We start from the raw sequence: 16276 nt of genomic DNA, 5'->3' as shown, positions 1-16276 counted from the left end.
TCGTCGTCGCCTCCCCCCTTCCGGCCGCCACCCGCGCCGGCCGTCGCCTGGGGAGCGCCGTGGCCGGCGCCCTCCTCGCCGGCGCCATGCTGGGCGGACTCGCCGGCACCGCCGCGGCGCAGGCCCTGCCGCCCGGCGTCGAGGCCGCGCTGGCGCGCGCGAAGGTGCCGCGCGAGGCCGTCACCTTCCTGGTCGCCGATGCCGACGGCGCGCGAGCGCCGCGCCTGGCCTGGCGCACGCAGGCGCCGATGAATCCGGCCTCCATCATGAAGGTGGTCACCACCTATGCCGCGCTCGACCTGCTGGGCCCCGCCTTCGCCTGGACCACGTCGGTCCACGTCGACGGGCCGGTGCGCGACGGCGTGCTCCAGGGCAACCTCTACCTGCAGGGCCGGGGCGATCCCAAGCTCGTCGCCGAGCGGCTGTGGCTGCTGCTGCGCCGCGTGCAGGGCCTGGGGATCCAGACCATCGCGGGCGACATCGTGCTCGACCGCCAAGCCTTCGACACGCCCGAGGCCGACCCCGCCGCCTTCGACGGCGAAGGCCTGCGCCCGTACAACGCCGGGCCCGATGCGCTGCTGGTCAACTACAAGTCGGTGGTCGCGACCTTCGTGCCCGACCGGGGCGCCGAGGTCGCGCGCGTGAGCTGGGAGCCGACGCTCGCCGGCGTGGCGATGCAGGCCACGGTGCCGCTCGCGGCCGGCGAATGCGGCGACTGGCAGACCGTGCTGGCGCCCGACTTCGCCGACCCGTCGCGCCTGCGCTTCGCCGGGGGCTATGTCGCCGACTGCGGCGAGCGGACCTGGGGCGTGGCCTACGCCGATCCGCGCGGCTTCGCCGCCCGGGCCATCGCCGGGACCTGGGCGCAGATGGGCGGACAGGTGCGCGGCCGGGTGCGCGAGGCCCGCGTGCCCGCCGGCTCGAAGCCGGTGTTCGAGGTCGCCTCGCCGCCGCTGTCCGAGGTCATCCGCGACATCAACAAGTACAGCAACAACGTGATGGCGCAGCAGCTCTTCCTGACGCTGGGGCTCCAGCAGCGGCGCAGCGGCACGCTGGAGGCGTCGCGCGCCGTCGTGCGCCGGTGGTGGGGCGAGCGCATCGGCGGGGAGGAGACGCCGGTGTTCGACAACGGCTCCGGACTCTCGCGGGAGGAACGCATCAGCGCCGCGGCGCTGGCGCGGATGCTCCAGGTCGCGTGGCGCTCGCCGGTGATGGCCGAGCTGATGGCGTCGCTGCCGTCCGCCGGCGTGGACGGCACGCTGCGGCGCCGCGCGCTGCGCTCCGGCGGCTCGGCGCACCTGAAGACCGGCACGCTGCGCGACGCGGCCGGCGTGGCCGGATTCGTCGACGGCGCGAGCGGACGACGCTACGTGGTGGTGGCCATCGCCAACCACGACAACGCCGCGGCGGCGCGGCCGGCCTTCGACGCCCTGGTGGACTGGGCCACGCAGGATTGACGCGCGCCACCGTCGGGCCGGCCCCCGCCGGCGCACCGGCCCGGGCGTCCGCTCAGGCGGCCGCCGCCCGCTGGAGGCGGTCGCGCACCCCTTCCCATTCGGGCGTGTCGGGCGGCGTCTCGACCCAGATCAGGCGCACGCCCCGGGCGTCGAAATCGCGCAGCACGGCGAACAGCTCGCGCGCCGCGTCGCCGGCGTCGCCGGGCATGCGCCGGCGCAGCACGCCCGACGACGCGGTGCGCAGTTCGGTGCGCGCCCACACCGCGAGGTGCGCGGCCTGCGCACCCAGCACGTCGAGCGCCGCCTGCAACGCGCGCGCGTCCATCAGGCGCACCCGCGCATCGGGCGCGTAATGCGCGGCCAGCGTGCCGGAGGCGCGCGGATCGGGCGCGGCCAGGTCGCGCCGGTCGCGCAGCGGCTCGCCACAGGCGGCCTCGATCTGGTCACGCGTGATGGCGCCCGGGCGCAGCAGCACCGGGGCACCCCGGCTGCAGTCGACGATGGTCGACTCGATGCCGACGTCGCACGGCCCGCCGTCGATCACCAGCAGGTCGTCGCCGAACTCGGCGTGCACGTGCTGCGCGGTCGTCGGGCTGACGCGGCCGAAGCGGTTGGCGCTCGGCCCGGCCAGGCCGGCGACGCCCTGCGCGGCGCAGGCCGCCAGCAGCGCCTGCGCCACCGGATGCGCCGGGCAGCGCAGGCCGACCGTGTCCTGTCCGCCGGCCGCGGCGGTGGCGACACCGGGCTGGCGCGTGACGATCAGGGTCAGCGGCCCGGGCCAGAAAGCCTGCGCCAGACGCTGCGCGAACGCCGGCAGCGGCTGCGCGAAGCGCGACAGCGACTGCGCGCCATGCGATCCGGCGGCGATGTGGACGATCAGCGGGTGGTCGCTCGGCCGGCCCTTGGCGCGGAAGATGCCGGCGACGGCCTCGTCGCTGGCCGCATCGGCGCCCAGGCCGTAGACGGTCTCGGTCGGAAAGGCCACCAGCGCGCCCGCGCGCAGCCGGCCCGCGGCCTCGGCGAGGGTCGCCTCGGCCACCGCCACGCCGACCGTGGAGGGCCGGGCGTCGCGGATCACGAGACGTCCTCGGGCGCGGCGCTCGGATGGCTCGGCATGCGGTTCACTCCGACAGCGGAATCGCCAGACCGAGCAGCGCCGCGGCGTAGTCGGCGGTCTTGCGCACGGTCTCGATGTCGGCACCGGTGATGTTCAGGTGACCCATCTTGCGGCCGCGCCGGGCCTCCGCCTTGCCGTAGAGGTGCAGGTGCGTCCCGGGCAGCGCGAGGACATCGGCCCACGGGGGTTCCTGCGCGACCTCTCGGTCGCCGCGGTCCGCGCCGGCCGCCGGGCCGGGAAACCACAGGTCGCCCAGCAGGTTGAGCATCACGGCGGGACCGTGCTGGCGCGGCGCGCACAGCGGCAGGCCGGCGAGCGTGCGCACCTGCAGCTCGAACTGCGAGACGTCGCACGCGTCCATCGACCAGTGGCCGCTGTTGTGCGGTCGCGGGGCCATCTCGTTGACGATCAGGCTGCCGTCGGCGAGCACGAAGAACTCGACGCACAGCACGCCCACGTAGTCCAGGCCCTCGGCGATGGCGCGCGTGGCCTCGACCGCGCGCAGCGCCACGCCGGCCGGCAGGCTGGCCTCGTGCACCTCCGTCACGGCGAGGATGCCGTCGCGGTGCCAGTTGCGCTGCGGCGGCAGGTGCACCATCTGCGCGTCGTGGCCGCGCGCGACGATCACCGAGCACTCGAATTCGAGCGGCAGCAGCTGCTCCAGCACGCACGGCAGGCCGTTGGTGGTGTTCCAGGCGGCGGCGAGCTCGTCGCGCGTGGTCACGCGCTGCTGGCCCTTGCCGTCGTAGCCCAGCCGCGCGGTCTTGAGGACGCCGGGCAGCAGGTGGTCGGGCACGGCGGCGAGCTGCACGGCGTTCTCGATCACCGCGTAGGGCGCGCAGGCGACGCCGCAGCGCACGAAATGCGCCTTCTCGCGGATGCGGTCCTGCGCGATGGCGACGGCGGCCGCGGCGGGCGCCACCGGCCGGGCCACCGCCAGGTGCTCCAGCGAGGGCGCGGGCACGTTCTCGAACTCGGTCGTGATGGCCTCGGCCAGGCCGGCCAGGCGCGCCAGACCGGCGATGTCGGTGTAGTCGGCGTGGACGTGGTGGTGGCTGATGCGGCCGGCCGGGCTGTCGCCGTCGGGATCGAGCACCGCCGTGGCGTAGCCCATGCGCTGGGCCGCGTGGACGAACATGCGTCCGAGCTGGCCGCCGCCGAGCACGCCGAGCGTGGCGCCGGGCGCCAGGCAGGGGGTGGCGGGCGCGGTCACAGCGCGCCTCCGCCCTGGGGCGAGAACGGCGAGACCGGGGCCATCGATGCGTGGGCCGTCGCAGCGCCTTCGGACGCGGCCTCCGGCGGCGGCAGGGTCATGGCGCGGGCGGCGGCGGTCTGGCGCGCGCGGAACGCGTCGAGCCGCTCGCGCAGTGCGGTGTCGCCGGCCGCGGCGAGCATCGCCACGGCGAACAGCGCCGCGTTGGCGGCGCCGGCGGTGCCGATGGCGAAGGTCGCCACCGGCACGCCCTTGGGCATCTGGACGATGCTGTAGAGGGAGTCGACGCCCTGCAGGTGGCGGCTCGCGACGGGCACGCCGAGCACCGGCACGGTCGTCTTCGACGCCAGCATGCCCGGCAGGTGGGCGGCGCCGCCGGCGCCGGCGATGATCGCGGCGAGGCCGCGCCCGGCGGCACCCTCGGCGTAGGCGAAGAGTTCGTCGGGCATGCGGTGGGCCGACACCACGCGGGCTTCGTGGGCGATGTCGAATTGCGTAAGAATCTCGACCGCGTGGCGCATCGTCTCCCAGTCGGAGTTCGAGCCCATCACCACACCGACCCGGATTGTTTGGTTCATGGTCGCAATTTTACGTTTCGTGCCCACCTGCTCCCGATGATCGATATCACCCTCGAAAACTTTCAGACCGACCTCATCGAAGGTTCGGCCCAGACGCCCGTGCTGCTCGACATCTGGGCCGAATGGTGCGGCCCGTGCAAGCAGCTCGGCCCGGTGCTCGAAAAGCTCGAGACCGAATACGCCGGGCGCTTCACGCTCGCCAAGCTCGACGCCGACAAGGTGCCGCAGATCTCGTCGCAGCTCTCGCAGATGTTCGGCGTGCGCAGCATCCCGTTCTGCGTGATGTTCGTCGGCGGCCAGCCGGTCGACGGCTTCGTCGGCGCGATCCCCGCCGACAAGATCCGCGAGTTCCTCGACAAGCACGTGCCGGCGGCCGAGGAAGTCGAGGCCGCCGCCGAGGAAGAGGCGGCGCTGGACGCCCTGGCCGCCGGCGACACCGAGGGCGCGCTGGAAAAGCTCCAGCACGCCGTGGCCACCGATCCGGCCAACGACGACGCCCGCTTCGACTACGTGAAGCTGCTGCTCCAGCAGGGCCGCATCGACGACGCCAAGGTCGCCTTCGCGCCGGTGATCGTCAAGACCGCTCAGGTGAGGCGCCTGGACTCGCTCGCGCGCTGGATGGACGCCATCGACTTCGCGCGGCCCGTCGCCGGGGAGGCCCCCTCGCTGTCGGCCTTCGACGCCAGGATCGCCACGGCCAAGCGCGATTTCGATGCCCGCTTCGCTCGCGCCCGGCTGCTCGCGGCCGCGCAGCGCTGGACCGACGCCATGGACGAGCTGCTGGAGATCCTGATGCGCGACAAGACCTGGAGCGACGATCTGGCGCGCAAGACCTACATCGCCATCCTCGATGTCATCGAGCCGCCCCGTCCGAAGGTCGCCGACGGCCAGATCCCGCCGGACGACCCGACCGTGGCGACCTATCGCCGCCGGCTCAGCAGCGTCGTGCTGAGCTGAGCCCGGACGGGTTCGACCCGATCGCCGGGGCGCGGTTCGCCGGCCCACAATGACCGTCACAAAGGAACCCTGCCATGCGCCTCCCCGTCGATCGTCACGCCGTCTCCGCGACCCCGTCGCCCTCCCCCGCCGGCCGGCGCGGCGCCCTGGCCGTGCTGCTGGCCATGGCGGGCGCGACGGCGCTGTCGGCCTGCGGCTCGGGCATCAGCCTGGACGAGCCGATCGAGTCGCGGGTCTGGCGCCTCGTTCGCCTGGGCCCGCAGCCCGTCGCGGCCGGTGGCGACCCGCAGCGCGATGCGCAGGTGCGCTTCGACGGCACGCGCGTGAGCGGCTCGGGCGGCTGCAACCGCATCTCCGGGGGCTACCTGCGCGAAGGCGGCAGCCTCAGGATCGGTCCGCTGGCGGCCACGCGCATGGCCTGCGTGGACGCGGAGCGCGGCCAGCTGGAGAGCGCCTTCGTCGACGCCCTGCAGGCCACCACCGCCTACAGCCTGCTCGGAGGCAACCAGCTCACGCTGCTCGACGCCAGCGGACGCACGCTGGCGGTGCTGGAGAACCGCTGAGTCGCCCGACGGCGGCCGCGCATCAGCCGGTCAGCCGCTCCAGGGCCTCGCGGTACTTGGCCGCCGTCTTCTCGATCACCTCGGCCGGCAGGCGCGGCGCCGGGGGAGTCTTGTCCCAGGGCTTGCCGTTGATGCGGGTGGCCTCGAGCCAGTCGCGCACGAACTGCTTGTCGTAGCTCGGCGGGTTGGCGCCCGTGGCGAGCGCGTCGTCGTAGCCCTCGACCGGCCAGTAGCGCGAGCTGTCGGGCGTGAGCACCTCGTCCATCAGCACCAGTGCGCCGGCGTCGTCCAGGCCGAACTCGAACTTGGTGTCGGCGATGATCATTCCCTTGGCCAGCGCGATCTGCGCGGCCGTCTCGTAGATCGCGATGCTGATCTCGCGGATCTGCTGCGCCAGGGCCGGGCCGATCAGCTCGACGACGCGGTCGTAGGTGATGTTCTCGTCGTGCTCGCCGGCGGCGGCCTTGGCCGCGGGCGTGAAGATCGGACGGGGCAGCTTGCTGGCGTTGGTCAGCCCCTCGGGCAGCGGCACGCCGCACACCGAGCGCGTCTCCTGGTACTCCTTCCAGCCGCTGCCGGCCAGGTAGCCGCGCACCACGGCCTCCACCGGGATCGGCTTGAGACGGCGCACCAGCATCGATCGCCCGGTCACCTGCGGCACCTCGGCGTCGGTCACCACGCTCTCGGGCGCCTCGCCGGTGAGGTGGTTGGGACACAGATGGCCCAGGCGCTCGAACCACCACAGGGCCATCTGCGTGAGGATCACGCCCTTGCCCGGAATGGGCTCGCCCATGATCACGTCGAAGGCCGAGAGGCGGTCGCTCGCGACCATCAGGATGCGGTCGTCGCCCACCGCGTAGTTGTCGCGCACCTTGCCACGCGCGAGCAGGGGCAGACTTTGGATCGAGGAGGTGTGGACGGTGGTCATGGCGGTCGGCGTGGGTGGAAAACGAAGGAAATCAGCGCGGAGAAGCGAATTGTGCGCGCAGAAAAAAGCCACCGCGAGCGGTGGCTGGTGCGGCGGGGCACGCGGCCCCGGCGACGTTTTTCGTCGATCAGGTGATCGAAGCCTGGTAGATCGACTCGACGGCCTTGTCCAGGGCGGCGTTGAAGCCGTCGTCGGACTGCTGGGCGCTCAGGCCCTCGGTCAGCGCGCGGCTGAAGCTGGCGATGACGCCCGGGTTGCGCGCCAGGCGCTCGTTGGCGCCGTCGCGGGCGTAGCCGCCCGACAGGGCCACCACGCGCACCACGTTCGGATGGTCGACCAGTTCCTGGAAGAAGCCGTCCACGGTCGGCAGCGTGAGCTTGAGCATGACCTTGGTGTCGGCCGGCAGTGCGTCGAGGCGCTTGAGGAAGGCCTTCTTGAGGATCGCCTCGGCTTCGGCCTTGTCGGCCGCGCCGATGGAGACCTCGGGTTCGAGGATCGGCATCAGGCCGGCGGCCAGGATCTGGCGGCCGACGGCGAACTGCTGGTCGAGCACGGCGGCGATGCCCTTCTCGTCGGCGCGGTTGACCACCGAGCGCATCTTGGTGCCGAAGATGCCCTTGGCGACGGCGCGCTGGAGCAGCACGTCGAGTTCGGGCATCGCCTTCATGAGCTGCACGCCGTCGGCCTCGTCGGCCAGGCCCTTGTCGACCTTCAGGAAAGGCACGACCTGCTTGCGCTCCCACAGGTAGGTCGCGGCGTCGATGCCGTCGATCTGGCGGTCCATGGTGGCCTCGAACAGGATGGCGCCGATCACGCGGCGGCCGTCGAAGGCCGGGCTGGTGATGATGCGGCTGCGCATGGCGTGGACCATGTCGAACATCTCGGCATCGCCCTGGTAGGCGCTTTCCTCGATGCCGTAGAGCTTGAGCGCCTTGGGCGTGCTGCCCCCGCTCTGGTCCAGTGCGGCGATGAAGCCCTTGCCGGTGGTGACTTGGGTGAGTTGTTCCTGATTCACTGCGTTGCTCTCTTGTTCGTGGCCGTTGACGGCCGTTGATGGCGTGAGGAGAAAGATTGCGCAAGATTGTATCGACGCCAGGGCGCCTACCGCCCGGCCTGCGCGAGTCCGATGAAATCCAGGATCGGGGGCAGCACCGGCCCGCCGATCCAGGCCAGCGGGCGGGCGATGGCACCGATGAGCGTGACGTGGCCCAGGTCGTCGAACGATTCGGTGCGCACCTCGACGCCGGCCGCGCGCAGCTTGGTCGCCAGCCGCGCGGTGTTGCGCACGGGATCGACGCTGCGGTCGTCGCGCGCGGCCATCAGGAGGGTGCGTGGCGCGCCGGCGCCGGCATGCGCGTAGGGCTGGGAATCGGGCGGGGTCGCGGGCCAGTCGAAGGCCACGCGGGCCTCGGGATCGTCGATCGGCAGGAAATCATAGGGACCGGCCATGCCGATCCAGCCGGCGAGCTGATCCGGCCGTGCGCCCGCCTCGGCCAGCCAGCGGCCGTCGAGCGCGACCATGGCGGCGTTGTAGGCCCCCGAGCTGTGGCCCATGACGTGGACGCGCCGGGGATCGGCGCCGAGCCGCACGGCGTGGTCGAGCGCCCATTTCACGGCCAGCGCGCTGTCGCGCACGAAGGCCGGATACCGGAACGCCGGCGACAGGCCGTAGTCCGGGATGACGACCACCGCGCCCCGCGCGGCCAGCGCCTCGCCGACGAAGCGGAAGCCGGCGCGATCGCCGTGGGTCCAGGTGCCGCCGTACAGGAAGACCACCAGCGGCGGCTTGCGGCCGTCCGTCGGGCCGGCGGCATCGGCCAGCGGGCGGTAGACGTCGAGCTGCTGGCGCGGCGCCGCGCCGTAGGCGATCCCGCCTTCGAACCGATAGGTGTCCGAGGGCACCAGCCCGTTGACGAGCCGGGCCGGCGAACAGGCGGAGAGCGCCGCGGTGGCGCACAGGGCGAGGGCGGACGCCAGCAGGCGGCGGCGCGGGAACGGGGGGACTGCGGTCATGCGGGAGGTACGCGCGCGCGGGCGTTTCGGTTTCGCGCGCCCCGCGCGCCGCTCAGGTCGCCCGGCAGATCTTGAGCATGTTGGTGCCGCCGGGCGCGCCCATGGGCTCGCCGCAGGTGATGGCGTAGACGTCGCCGCTCTGCACGATGCCGCGCTTCTTGAGGTGGGCCTCGGCGTGGTCGAGCGCCGTGTCGCGATCGGTGTGCGAATCCATCAGCAGCGGACGCACGTTGCGGTAGAGCGCCATCCTGCGCTGCGTGGCCAGCCGCGAGGTCAGCGCATAGACCGGGATGTGGGCCGCATGCCGGCTCATCCACAGCGGCGTGGAGCCCGATTCGGTCAGCGCGACGATCGCCTTGGCGCCGAGGTGGTGCGCGGTGAAAAGCGCCCCCATGGCGATGGCCTGGTCGATGCGGGCATAGGTGTGGCCGCTGAAATCGGTGTCGCGCGCGGTGTCCTCGGCCTGCTCGGCGGCCTCGCAGATGCGGCTCATCTCCTGCACCGTCTCCAGGGGATAGCGGCCCGAGGCCGTCTCGGCGCTCAGCATGACGGCGTCGGTGCCGTCGAGCACCGCGTTGGCCACGTCGCTCACCTCGGCGCGCGTGGGCACGGGATTGGTGATCATCGACTCCATCATCTGCGTGGCGGTGATGGCCACCTTGTCCATCTCGCGCGCCATGCGGATCATCTTCTTCTGCAGCGCCGGCACCGCCGCGTTGCCCACCTCCACGGCCAGGTCGCCGCGCGCGACCATGATCCCGTCGCTCGCGCGCAGGATCTCCTCGAGCTTGGGGATCGCCTCGGCGCGCTCGATCTTGGCGATCATGCCGGGCCGGTGGCCGTACTCGGCGGCCGCCACGTTGCACAGCTGGCGCGCCATCTCCATGTCGGTGGCGTTCTTGGGAAAGCTCACGGCCACGTAGTCGGCCTGGAAGCTCATCGCGGTCTTGATGTCCTCCATGTCCTTGGCCGTCAGCGCGGGCGCGGTCAGGCCGCCGCCCTGCTTGTTGATGCCCTTGTTGTTGGACAGCTCGCCGCCGAGGACGACGGTGGTGACCACCGTCTCGCCCTTGACCGCGTCCACGCGCAGCACGATCAGGCCGTCGTTGAGCAGCAGCCGGTCGCCGGCCTTGACGTCGCGCGGCAGGTCCTTGTAGTCGAGGCCGACCGCGGCGATGTCGCCCGGCACCGTGCGCGCCGCGTCGAGCGTGAAGCTGGCGCCCGGTTCGAGCCAGATGCGCCCCTCGGCGAACTTGCCCACGCGGATCTTCGGGCCCTGCAGGTCGGCCATGATCGCCACCTCGCGACCCACCTTGCGCGCCGCCTCGCGCACCATCGCCGCGCGGGCGATGTGGTCCTGGGCCGTGCCATGGCTGAAGTTCAGTCGCACCACGCTGACCTTGCTGTGGATCATCTGCTCCAGCAACTCCGGCGTGTTGGAGGCGGGACCGAGGGTCGCGACGATCTTGGTGGCGTGGCGGGGAAGGCGGACGATGTCCATGGATGGGTCTCCGGTGTGTGGCTTTTGGCACAATTCTCACATGAGGTCGTGACATCGAACGGCATGCAAGATCGTCCGGGAAGCGGTCGGCACCCTTCGCCCTCCCCCTGTTCCCCGCCCGTCACGACCGGTCCCTCGATGAATGCGACGTGGACGCCTCGCGTGCCGCGATTTCCTTCACCTTTCCTGTCCGTCTCATGCAGACCCCCACCGAACCCGTTCCTTCGCCCCTGCCGCCCGACGCACCGCTGCCCCACCGCAAGGTCATCCGGTTGTGGCTGATTCCCCTGGCCCAGCGCACCACCGTGCGCGCCTTCGTGCTGCTGGCCATCGACTACCTGCTGTTCGGCGCGCTGCTCACGGCCACCGTGCTGGTGAAGTCGGTCTGGCTGAAGCTGCTGGCCGGCCTGCTCGCGGGCTTCGTCATCGGACGGCTCTTCATCATCGGCCACGACGGCTGCCACCAGAGCCTGACGCCGCACCGCCGGCTCAACAAGTGGCTCGGGCGCATCGCCTTCCTGCCCTCGCTGACGGCCTACAGCCTCTGGGACATGGGGCACAACGTGGTCCACCACGGCTTCACCAACCTCAAGGGCGTGGACTTCGTCTGGGCGCCGCTCACGCAGGCCGAATACCGCGCGCTGTCGCCCGTCGGCCGGCTGTTCCAGCGCCTCTACCGCAGCGGCTGGGGCCCCGGGGCCTACTACATGGTCGAGATCTGGTGGAAGAAGATGATGTTTCCGACCAAGAAGGCGCTGGGCAACACCATGCGGCCGATCTTCTGGAAGGACTGCCTGCTCGTCTGCGCCTTCACCGCCGCCTGGGTCGCCGCACTCGCCGCGGGCGCGCTGGCCGCCGGGCAGCCGGTAGGCTGGGTGCTGCTGGCGGGCTTCGGCGTGCCGGTGGTGTTCTGGTTCCACATGATGGGCTTCGTGATCTACGGCCACCACACGCACGTCAGAGCGCAGTGGCACGACGACCGCGCGGCCTGGCAGCGCGCCCAGCCCTTCGTCTCGACCACCGTGCACCTGACCTTCCCGCTGCAGTTCGGCGCCCTGCTGCACCACATCATGGAGCACACCGCGCATCACGTCGACATGAGCATCCCGCTCTACAAGCTGAAGGAAGCGCAGCGCACCCTGGAGCATCTGCTGCCCGAGCGGATCATCGTCCAGCGGTTCTCCTGGCGGTGGTACTTCGACACCGCGCGCGCCTGCAAGCTCTACGACTTCACGCGCCAGTGCTGGACCGATTTCGAGGGCCGCGCGACCAGCGCGCCACGCTTCGTGTCGGCCATGTAAAGACGACGCCGGCTGCTGGCGCGCTCCGGCGCCTTTGCCTATCGTCGCAAGGATGACTTCCTGCGTCTCGACCGATCCAGCCTCCATGCCCTCCATCTGCCGCACCCGCCTCTTCGGCATCGCGCGGTGGGGGTTGCTGGTCCTGCTGATCGCCGTCTATCCGCTGGCCCGTCGACTGCCCGAACGCTCCAGTTGGGAAAACGGCTGGGTCGAGGACGCGCAGATCGCCATCCTGCTGATCGGTTTCTCTTGGGCGGCCTGGACCTGGCGCAAGCTGCGCCGTGCACCCGCCGCGCGGATCGCCCCCGGGTGCGCGGCGGCCCTGCGCCTGAGCCTGATCGCCCTGGCGTTCTGGCTCCTGTGCGCCGGCCGGGAGACCAGCTGGGGCGCCACCTTCCTCACCCATGGCGTGATGGAGGCCGACGGGCCGTACTTCTCCTCCAGCAAGCTCTGGTACCACATGGCCATCAAGCCGCTCGTGCTGGCGGCCGTGGCGGTGGCGGTGCTGGCCTTCCTGCGCTGGCGGCTCGACCGCCCGCTGGTCGCGCTGATGCGGCGGCACCGCTTTCCCTGGTTCGAGTTCGTGCTGGGCGCTGCCGCGGCCCTGATGGCCACGCTGTCGGAGAGCAGCATGTTCTTCGAGGCGCAGGACACCGAGGCGTTGCGCATGATGGCCGAGGAGTTGGCCGAGGCCGTCTGCTACCTCGCCCTGCTCCTGGTGCAGGCGCGCCTGTTCGACGAACTGCGCGGCGACCGCGTGGCTGGCGGCGCCGTCTGACGACGCCCGGCCGGCCTCAGCCCGCCGCGCGCCGCTCCAGGATCTCCAGCGCCGGGAGCGTCTTGCCTTCAAGGATCTCCAGGAAGGCGCCGCCGCCCGTCGAGATGTAGCCGACCTTGTCCTCGATGCCGTACTTGGCGATCGCGGCCAGCGTGTCGCCACCGCCGGCGATCGAGAACGCCGGACTCTCGGCGATGGCGCGGGCGATGGCTTCCGTTCCCTTGGAGAACGCGTCGAACTCGAACACCCCGACCGGGCCGTTCCAGACGATGGTGCCGGCCTTGCGCAACTGCGTGGCGAGCATCTCGGCGGTCTTCGGGCCGATGTCCAGGATCAGGTCGTCCTCGGCGACCGCGTCGGCCGCCTTCACGCTCGCCTCGGCCGTGGCGGAGAAGGTCTTGGCGGTCACGACGTCCACCGGGATCGGCACGTCGGCGCCGCGCGCGCGCATCGCCTCGATCACCGCCCTGGCCTGGTCGACCAGGTCCGGCTCGGCCAGCGACTTGCCGATCGACAGGCCGGCGGCCAGCATGAAGGTGTTGGCGATGCCGCCACCCACGACGAGCTGGTCGACCTTGTCGGCCAGGCTCTTGAGGATGGTCAGCTTGGTGCTGACCTTGGAGCCGGCGACGATCGCCACCAGCGGACGCTTCGGCTGCGCCAGTGCCTGGGTGATGGCGTCGATCTCGGCGGCCAGCAGCGGGCCGGCGGCGGCGACCTTCGCGTACTGCGCGATGCCGTAGGTGGTGGCTTCGGCGCGGTGCGCGGTGCCGAAGGCGTCGTTCACGTAGATGTCGGTCAGCGCGGCGAGCTTGCGCGCGAGCGCCTCGTCGTTCTTCTTCTCGCCCTTGTTGAGGCGGCAGTTCTCCAGCAGCACGACCTCGCCCGGTTCGATCTGGACGCCGTCGACCCAGCCGGCCACCAGGCGCACCTCGCGCCCGAGCAGCTCGCCCAGGCGGGTGGCGACCGGCGCGAGCGAGTCGGCGGGCTTGAATTCGCCCTCGGTCGGACGGCCCAGGTGCGAGGTCACCATGACGGCGGCGCCGGCGTCGAGCGCCTGGCGGATGCACGGCACCGAGGCGCGGATGCGGGTGTCCTCGGTGATGCGGCCGGTGTCGTCCTGCGGCACGTTGAGGTCGGCGCGGATGAAAACGCGCTGGCCGGCGACTCGGCCTTGGGCGCACAGATCGGAAAAGCGGATGACGTTCATGGCGGTCTGGAGGAAGAAGGGGGAGTGGGCCTGATCGGCGATGCCGACGGGCACAGGCGGGAGCGCCTGCAGCGCGGAATTGTAGGAGCGCCTCTCGGAGCACTCCCAAAAACGGCACGGGCCGGCGGATCGCTCCGCCGGCCCGTGCCGGACGTCGGACGCCGCGCGCAGCGGGCCCGGGGCCCGCGTCCGCGCGGTGTCTCAGGTCACTTCGCGATCGACACCGGTGCCGCCGCCAGCGCGCGGCCGCCCGGGCCGGCGCTGAATTCCAGCGGGCCCACCGCGGCCTGCTGGCCGACGCCGGGCTTGCTCCAGTCGCACACGCCGCCGGGGAACACCGCCTGCAGGCGCGCGAGCTGCGTCGCGTTGAGCCGGCCGCCGTACTCGCCCGCGTCGAGCGGCCGCAGCTGGCACTTCAGGATGTGTTCCGACAGCGGGCCACCGGCCACCTGGCGCGGCGACGACGACGGCTTCAGGAACGGATCGGCATCGCAGACGGCCGCGTCGGTGATGCGCGTGGACTGCGCCACGTCGCTCGAGAGCACGCAGAAGTTCTGCGCGTCGGCCGGCCGCGCGGCGCGTACCTTGTCCTCGATGCTGCGGCCGCTGGTGTCGGCCTTGATCGTGGTGAGCCACTGGTCCATCGTGGTGAACGCCTGCGGCGCCAGCACCGGCGAGAGCAGCCCGCCGCGGCCGAAACGCCACAGCGCGTGGCTGTTGGCATCGCCGTACTCGCGCACCAGGCGGTCGCGGATCGAGAAGCTGCGCCACACGTAGTGGATCGGGATGGTGCTGCGCGCGGTCGTGCCCGGCTGCAGGATCAGCCCGGAGTCGTCCCAGCCGCGCATGTCGATCACCGCCGTCTTGGCCAGGTTGCGCCCGCTCATGACGATGCCCGCGCGGTAGGCCACCGACAGCGCCGGCGCGTCGGCCTGCGTGCGCGCGGCCTGCGGGTTGGTGTCGTGATCGGCGCCGCCGGCGATCTCGTTGACGACGACGAACTCCTCGGGCGTGATGGCGCCCGAGAGCAGCGCCTTCAGGCCGTACTGCACGCCGACGTTGTCGCGCGTCTCGTTGGCGCGGATGCCGTCGGCGGTCTTGCCGAAGACCGACACCGCCCAGTCCCAGGCGTTGCAGCGCGCGCCGCCGGGGTTGGTCACCGGGTCGTAGACCAGGCCGGCGGGCATCTGGCAGTTGTTGACCACGGGGCCGGGGGCGACCAGCACGCCGTCGGGCGAGGCCACGAGCTTCTGCACGTAGTTGCCGGCCTTGGCGTTGCTGCCGAAGGCGTTGTACCAGCCGTGGCAGGCGGTCTGGTCGGGGTGGCCGTTGATGGCGGCCTTCTTGGCCGCCTCGGCTGTGGGCGTGACGCCGTTGCCGCTCATCAGCTGCAGCCAGGCCGGCTTGCGGTAGGCCTCCACCAGCTGCACGCAGTCACCGACCTCGATGGCGGTGGTCTCGGAGTCCGGGTAGGCGCAGGAGACGGTCACGCCGTCGAGCAGCCCGGGGGAGATGGAGGCGCTCATGTGCGAGTTGATCGAACCGCCCGAGCAGCCCGCGCCCATCGTGAAGCGGATCGGCCCGTAGCCGTCGACGATGCGCTCCTTCATGCGCCCGACGGTCTCGGTCATCATGACCCGGTTGGAGTTGATGGCCGAGTCGGTCATGCTGTTGGCCGCCACCAGGTAGCCGCGCGCGAGCTGGGCGTCGAACGACGGCCAGGCGCTCTGCGGGCGGATCTGGCGCCTCGGCTGGCCGGTGCTGGAGCCGAACTGGTAGTAGACCTTGCCGTTCCACTGGGGCTGCGGCGCGGTCGGCGTCCAGGCCTTCGCCGGGTCGTGCAGCACGACCAGGTCGTAGATGCCGCGGTTCATCACGCCGCGCTCCACGCGCACGACGTAGGGCACGGTCACGCCGGCGTCGGTGGTGGTGGTGGCCAGGTCGGCCGGCGCCGACGCGCCGGCGGCGTAGGGCTTGAAGCAGGGGTTGGCCGGCGCCGCCGCCGAGACGGGCGGCGCGGTGTCGTTGTAGCCGACGGTCGGGCTCGGATCGGGCAGGCCGAACGAGCAGCCCGCCACGGTCGTGCGGTAGTAGAGCTTGAATTCGCTCGCGGTCGTGCATTGCGCGTCGCTCGCCGGCGTCGACAGGCCGCTGCCGTTGCTCGCCGGCGCCGTGGCGGTGACGCCCTGGGGCACCGGCGTGGCGCAATAGAAGGGCGTGACCTGGGCGCCGGAGAACACCGGCGCGTTGCGCGCGGTGTTGGTGAGGGTCAGGCTGGCCGCGCCCGCGGCGGTGCGGGCGTTGAGCACGTTGGCACCCGCCTTCAGGCCCGTGACCAGGCCCAGGGTGCGGCCATCGGGGCGCGTCGCGAAGGCGCTGGTGACGTCGCGGCCGTCGACGTCCACCGCCAGGGCGCTCGCGCCGACGCCGGCGGGCAGCACCAGTTCGACCAGTGCGTCGCCGTCGGTGACCCAGTCGGCGCGCGTGGACAGCGTGCGGATCTCCAGCTTGTTCACGGACGCGCCGCCGGACCCGGCGTCGCCGTCGCCATCGCCGCTGCCGCCACAGGCGGCGAGCGCCGCCATCGCCAGCGCGGCCGGCAGCCATCGACCTGCGCGCGCGGCGGAGGTCGTCGAATCAGGGAAATGCATGGGAACTGT

At 71.9% G+C, this 16276-nt stretch carries 14 protein-coding genes; 5 read left to right on the top strand and 9 right to left on the bottom strand.

Going from position 1 to position 16276, the window contains the following annotated elements; translation table 11 throughout:
- The first annotated feature begins 86 nt into the window (after positions 1–86).
- A complete protein-coding gene (gene dacB / locus NF681_04425; GenBank protein UST55863.1) occupies positions 87–1457 on the top strand; it encodes a D-alanyl-D-alanine carboxypeptidase/D-alanyl-D-alanine-endopeptidase in 1371 nt (456 codons plus the stop codon).
- Between the two features lie 52 nt (positions 1458–1509).
- Here dacB and NF681_04420 read toward each other — a convergent pair whose 3' ends face one another.
- The 3 genes from NF681_04420 to purE form a co-directional block, all read right to left on the bottom strand.
- Positions 1510–2502 (bottom strand): L-threonylcarbamoyladenylate synthase, encoded by a 993-nt coding sequence (locus NF681_04420; protein UST55862.1) that lies wholly within the window; start codon positions 2500–2502, stop codon positions 1510–1512.
- A 76-nt stretch (positions 2503–2578) separates the two neighbouring features.
- Entirely contained in the window at positions 2579–3712 is a 1134-nt protein-coding gene (locus NF681_04415; protein ID UST55861.1) for a 5-(carboxyamino)imidazole ribonucleotide synthase, read from the bottom strand.
- 71 nt (positions 3713–3783) lie between these two features.
- Complete coding sequence (gene purE, locus NF681_04410) at positions 3784–4365, bottom strand: 5-(carboxyamino)imidazole ribonucleotide mutase (protein ID UST54460.1); 582 nt, start codon at positions 4363–4365, stop codon at positions 3784–3786.
- 36 nt (positions 4366–4401) lie between these two features.
- Here purE and NF681_04405 point away from each other — a divergent pair, with 36 nt between their 5' ends.
- Positions 4402–5322, top strand: coding sequence for a tetratricopeptide repeat protein (locus NF681_04405; GenBank protein UST54459.1), 921 nt, complete (start codon positions 4402–4404; stop codon positions 5320–5322).
- Positions 5323–5396: 74 nt separating this feature from the next.
- Entirely contained in the window at positions 5397–5885 is a 489-nt protein-coding gene (locus NF681_04400; protein UST54458.1) for an META domain-containing protein, read from the top strand.
- Positions 5886–5907: 22 nt separating this feature from the next.
- Here NF681_04400 and NF681_04395 read toward each other — a convergent pair whose 3' ends face one another.
- From NF681_04395 to pyk, 4 genes are all read right to left on the bottom strand, one after another.
- On the bottom strand, positions 5908–6813 hold the full coding sequence (locus NF681_04395) for a phosphoribosylaminoimidazolesuccinocarboxamide synthase (protein ID UST54457.1): 906 nt from the start codon (positions 6811–6813) through the stop codon (positions 5908–5910).
- 127 nt (positions 6814–6940) lie between these two features.
- Entirely contained in the window at positions 6941–7828 is an 888-nt protein-coding gene (locus NF681_04390; GenBank protein ID UST54456.1) for a fructose bisphosphate aldolase, read from the bottom strand.
- 86 nt (positions 7829–7914) lie between these two features.
- Positions 7915–8826, bottom strand: a complete 912-nt coding sequence (locus tag NF681_04385) for an alpha/beta hydrolase (protein UST54455.1) — start codon at positions 8824–8826, stop codon at positions 7915–7917.
- Between the two features lie 52 nt (positions 8827–8878).
- Positions 8879–10327, bottom strand: a complete 1449-nt coding sequence (pyk, locus tag NF681_04380) for a pyruvate kinase (GenBank protein UST54454.1) — start codon at positions 10325–10327, stop codon at positions 8879–8881.
- Between the two features lie 197 nt (positions 10328–10524).
- Between pyk and NF681_04375 the strand changes: the two genes are divergently transcribed.
- Positions 10525–11628, top strand: coding sequence for a fatty acid desaturase (locus NF681_04375; GenBank protein ID UST54453.1), 1104 nt, complete (start codon positions 10525–10527; stop codon positions 11626–11628).
- Positions 11629–11713: 85 nt separating this feature from the next.
- Positions 11714–12406 carry a hypothetical protein gene (locus NF681_04370; GenBank protein ID UST54452.1) on the top strand — a complete coding sequence of 231 codons (693 nt, stop codon included), beginning with the start codon at positions 11714–11716 and terminating at the stop codon, positions 12404–12406.
- A 16-nt stretch (positions 12407–12422) separates the two neighbouring features.
- On the opposite strand, the gene NF681_04365 is transcribed toward NF681_04370, so the two are convergent.
- Both NF681_04365 and NF681_04360 read right to left on the bottom strand, forming a co-directional pair.
- Entirely contained in the window at positions 12423–13616 is a 1194-nt protein-coding gene (locus NF681_04365; GenBank protein UST54451.1) for a phosphoglycerate kinase, read from the bottom strand.
- A 206-nt stretch (positions 13617–13822) separates the two neighbouring features.
- Positions 13823–16267 (bottom strand): DUF6351 family protein, encoded by a 2445-nt coding sequence (locus NF681_04360; GenBank protein ID UST54450.1) that lies wholly within the window; start codon positions 16265–16267, stop codon positions 13823–13825.
- Positions 16268–16276: the final 9 nt, after the last annotated feature.

The organism is Comamonadaceae bacterium OTU4NAUVB1 (assembly GCA_024372625.1).
GTDB lineage: Bacteria > Pseudomonadota > Gammaproteobacteria > Burkholderiales > Burkholderiaceae_C > Variovorax.
Note: the sequence above shows the minus strand (reverse complement) of the source record. Positions and strands in the feature narration are given on the sequence as shown.

Coding starts and splice junctions, on each gene's coding strand:
- dacB (UST55863.1), top strand. CDS start 87: ATGCTGGGCGGACTCGCCGGCACCGCCGCGGCGCAGGCCCTGCCGCCC.
- NF681_04415 (UST55861.1), bottom strand. CDS start 3,712: ATGTTCGTCCACGCGGCCCAGCGCATGGGCTACGCCACGGCGGTGCTC.
- purE (UST54460.1), bottom strand. CDS start 4,365: ATGAACCAAACAATCCGGGTCGGTGTGGTGATGGGCTCGAACTCCGAC.
- NF681_04405 (UST54459.1), top strand. CDS start 4,402: ATGATCGATATCACCCTCGAAAACTTTCAGACCGACCTCATCGAAGGT.
- NF681_04400 (UST54458.1), top strand. CDS start 5,397: ATGCGCCTCCCCGTCGATCGTCACGCCGTCTCCGCGACCCCGTCGCCC.
- NF681_04395 (UST54457.1), bottom strand. CDS start 6,813: ATGACCACCGTCCACACCTCCTCGATCCAAAGTCTGCCCCTGCTCGCG.
- NF681_04385 (UST54455.1), bottom strand. CDS start 8,826: ATGACCGCAGTCCCCCCGTTCCCGCGCCGCCGCCTGCTGGCGTCCGCC.
- pyk (UST54454.1), bottom strand. CDS start 10,327: ATGGACATCGTCCGCCTTCCCCGCCACGCCACCAAGATCGTCGCGACC.
- NF681_04375 (UST54453.1), top strand. CDS start 10,525: ATGCAGACCCCCACCGAACCCGTTCCTTCGCCCCTGCCGCCCGACGCA.
- NF681_04370 (UST54452.1), top strand. CDS start 11,714: ATGCCCTCCATCTGCCGCACCCGCCTCTTCGGCATCGCGCGGTGGGGG.
- NF681_04365 (UST54451.1), bottom strand. CDS start 13,616: ATGAACGTCATCCGCTTTTCCGATCTGTGCGCCCAAGGCCGAGTCGCC.
- NF681_04360 (UST54450.1), bottom strand. CDS start 16,267: ATGCATTTCCCTGATTCGACGACCTCCGCCGCGCGCGCAGGTCGATGG.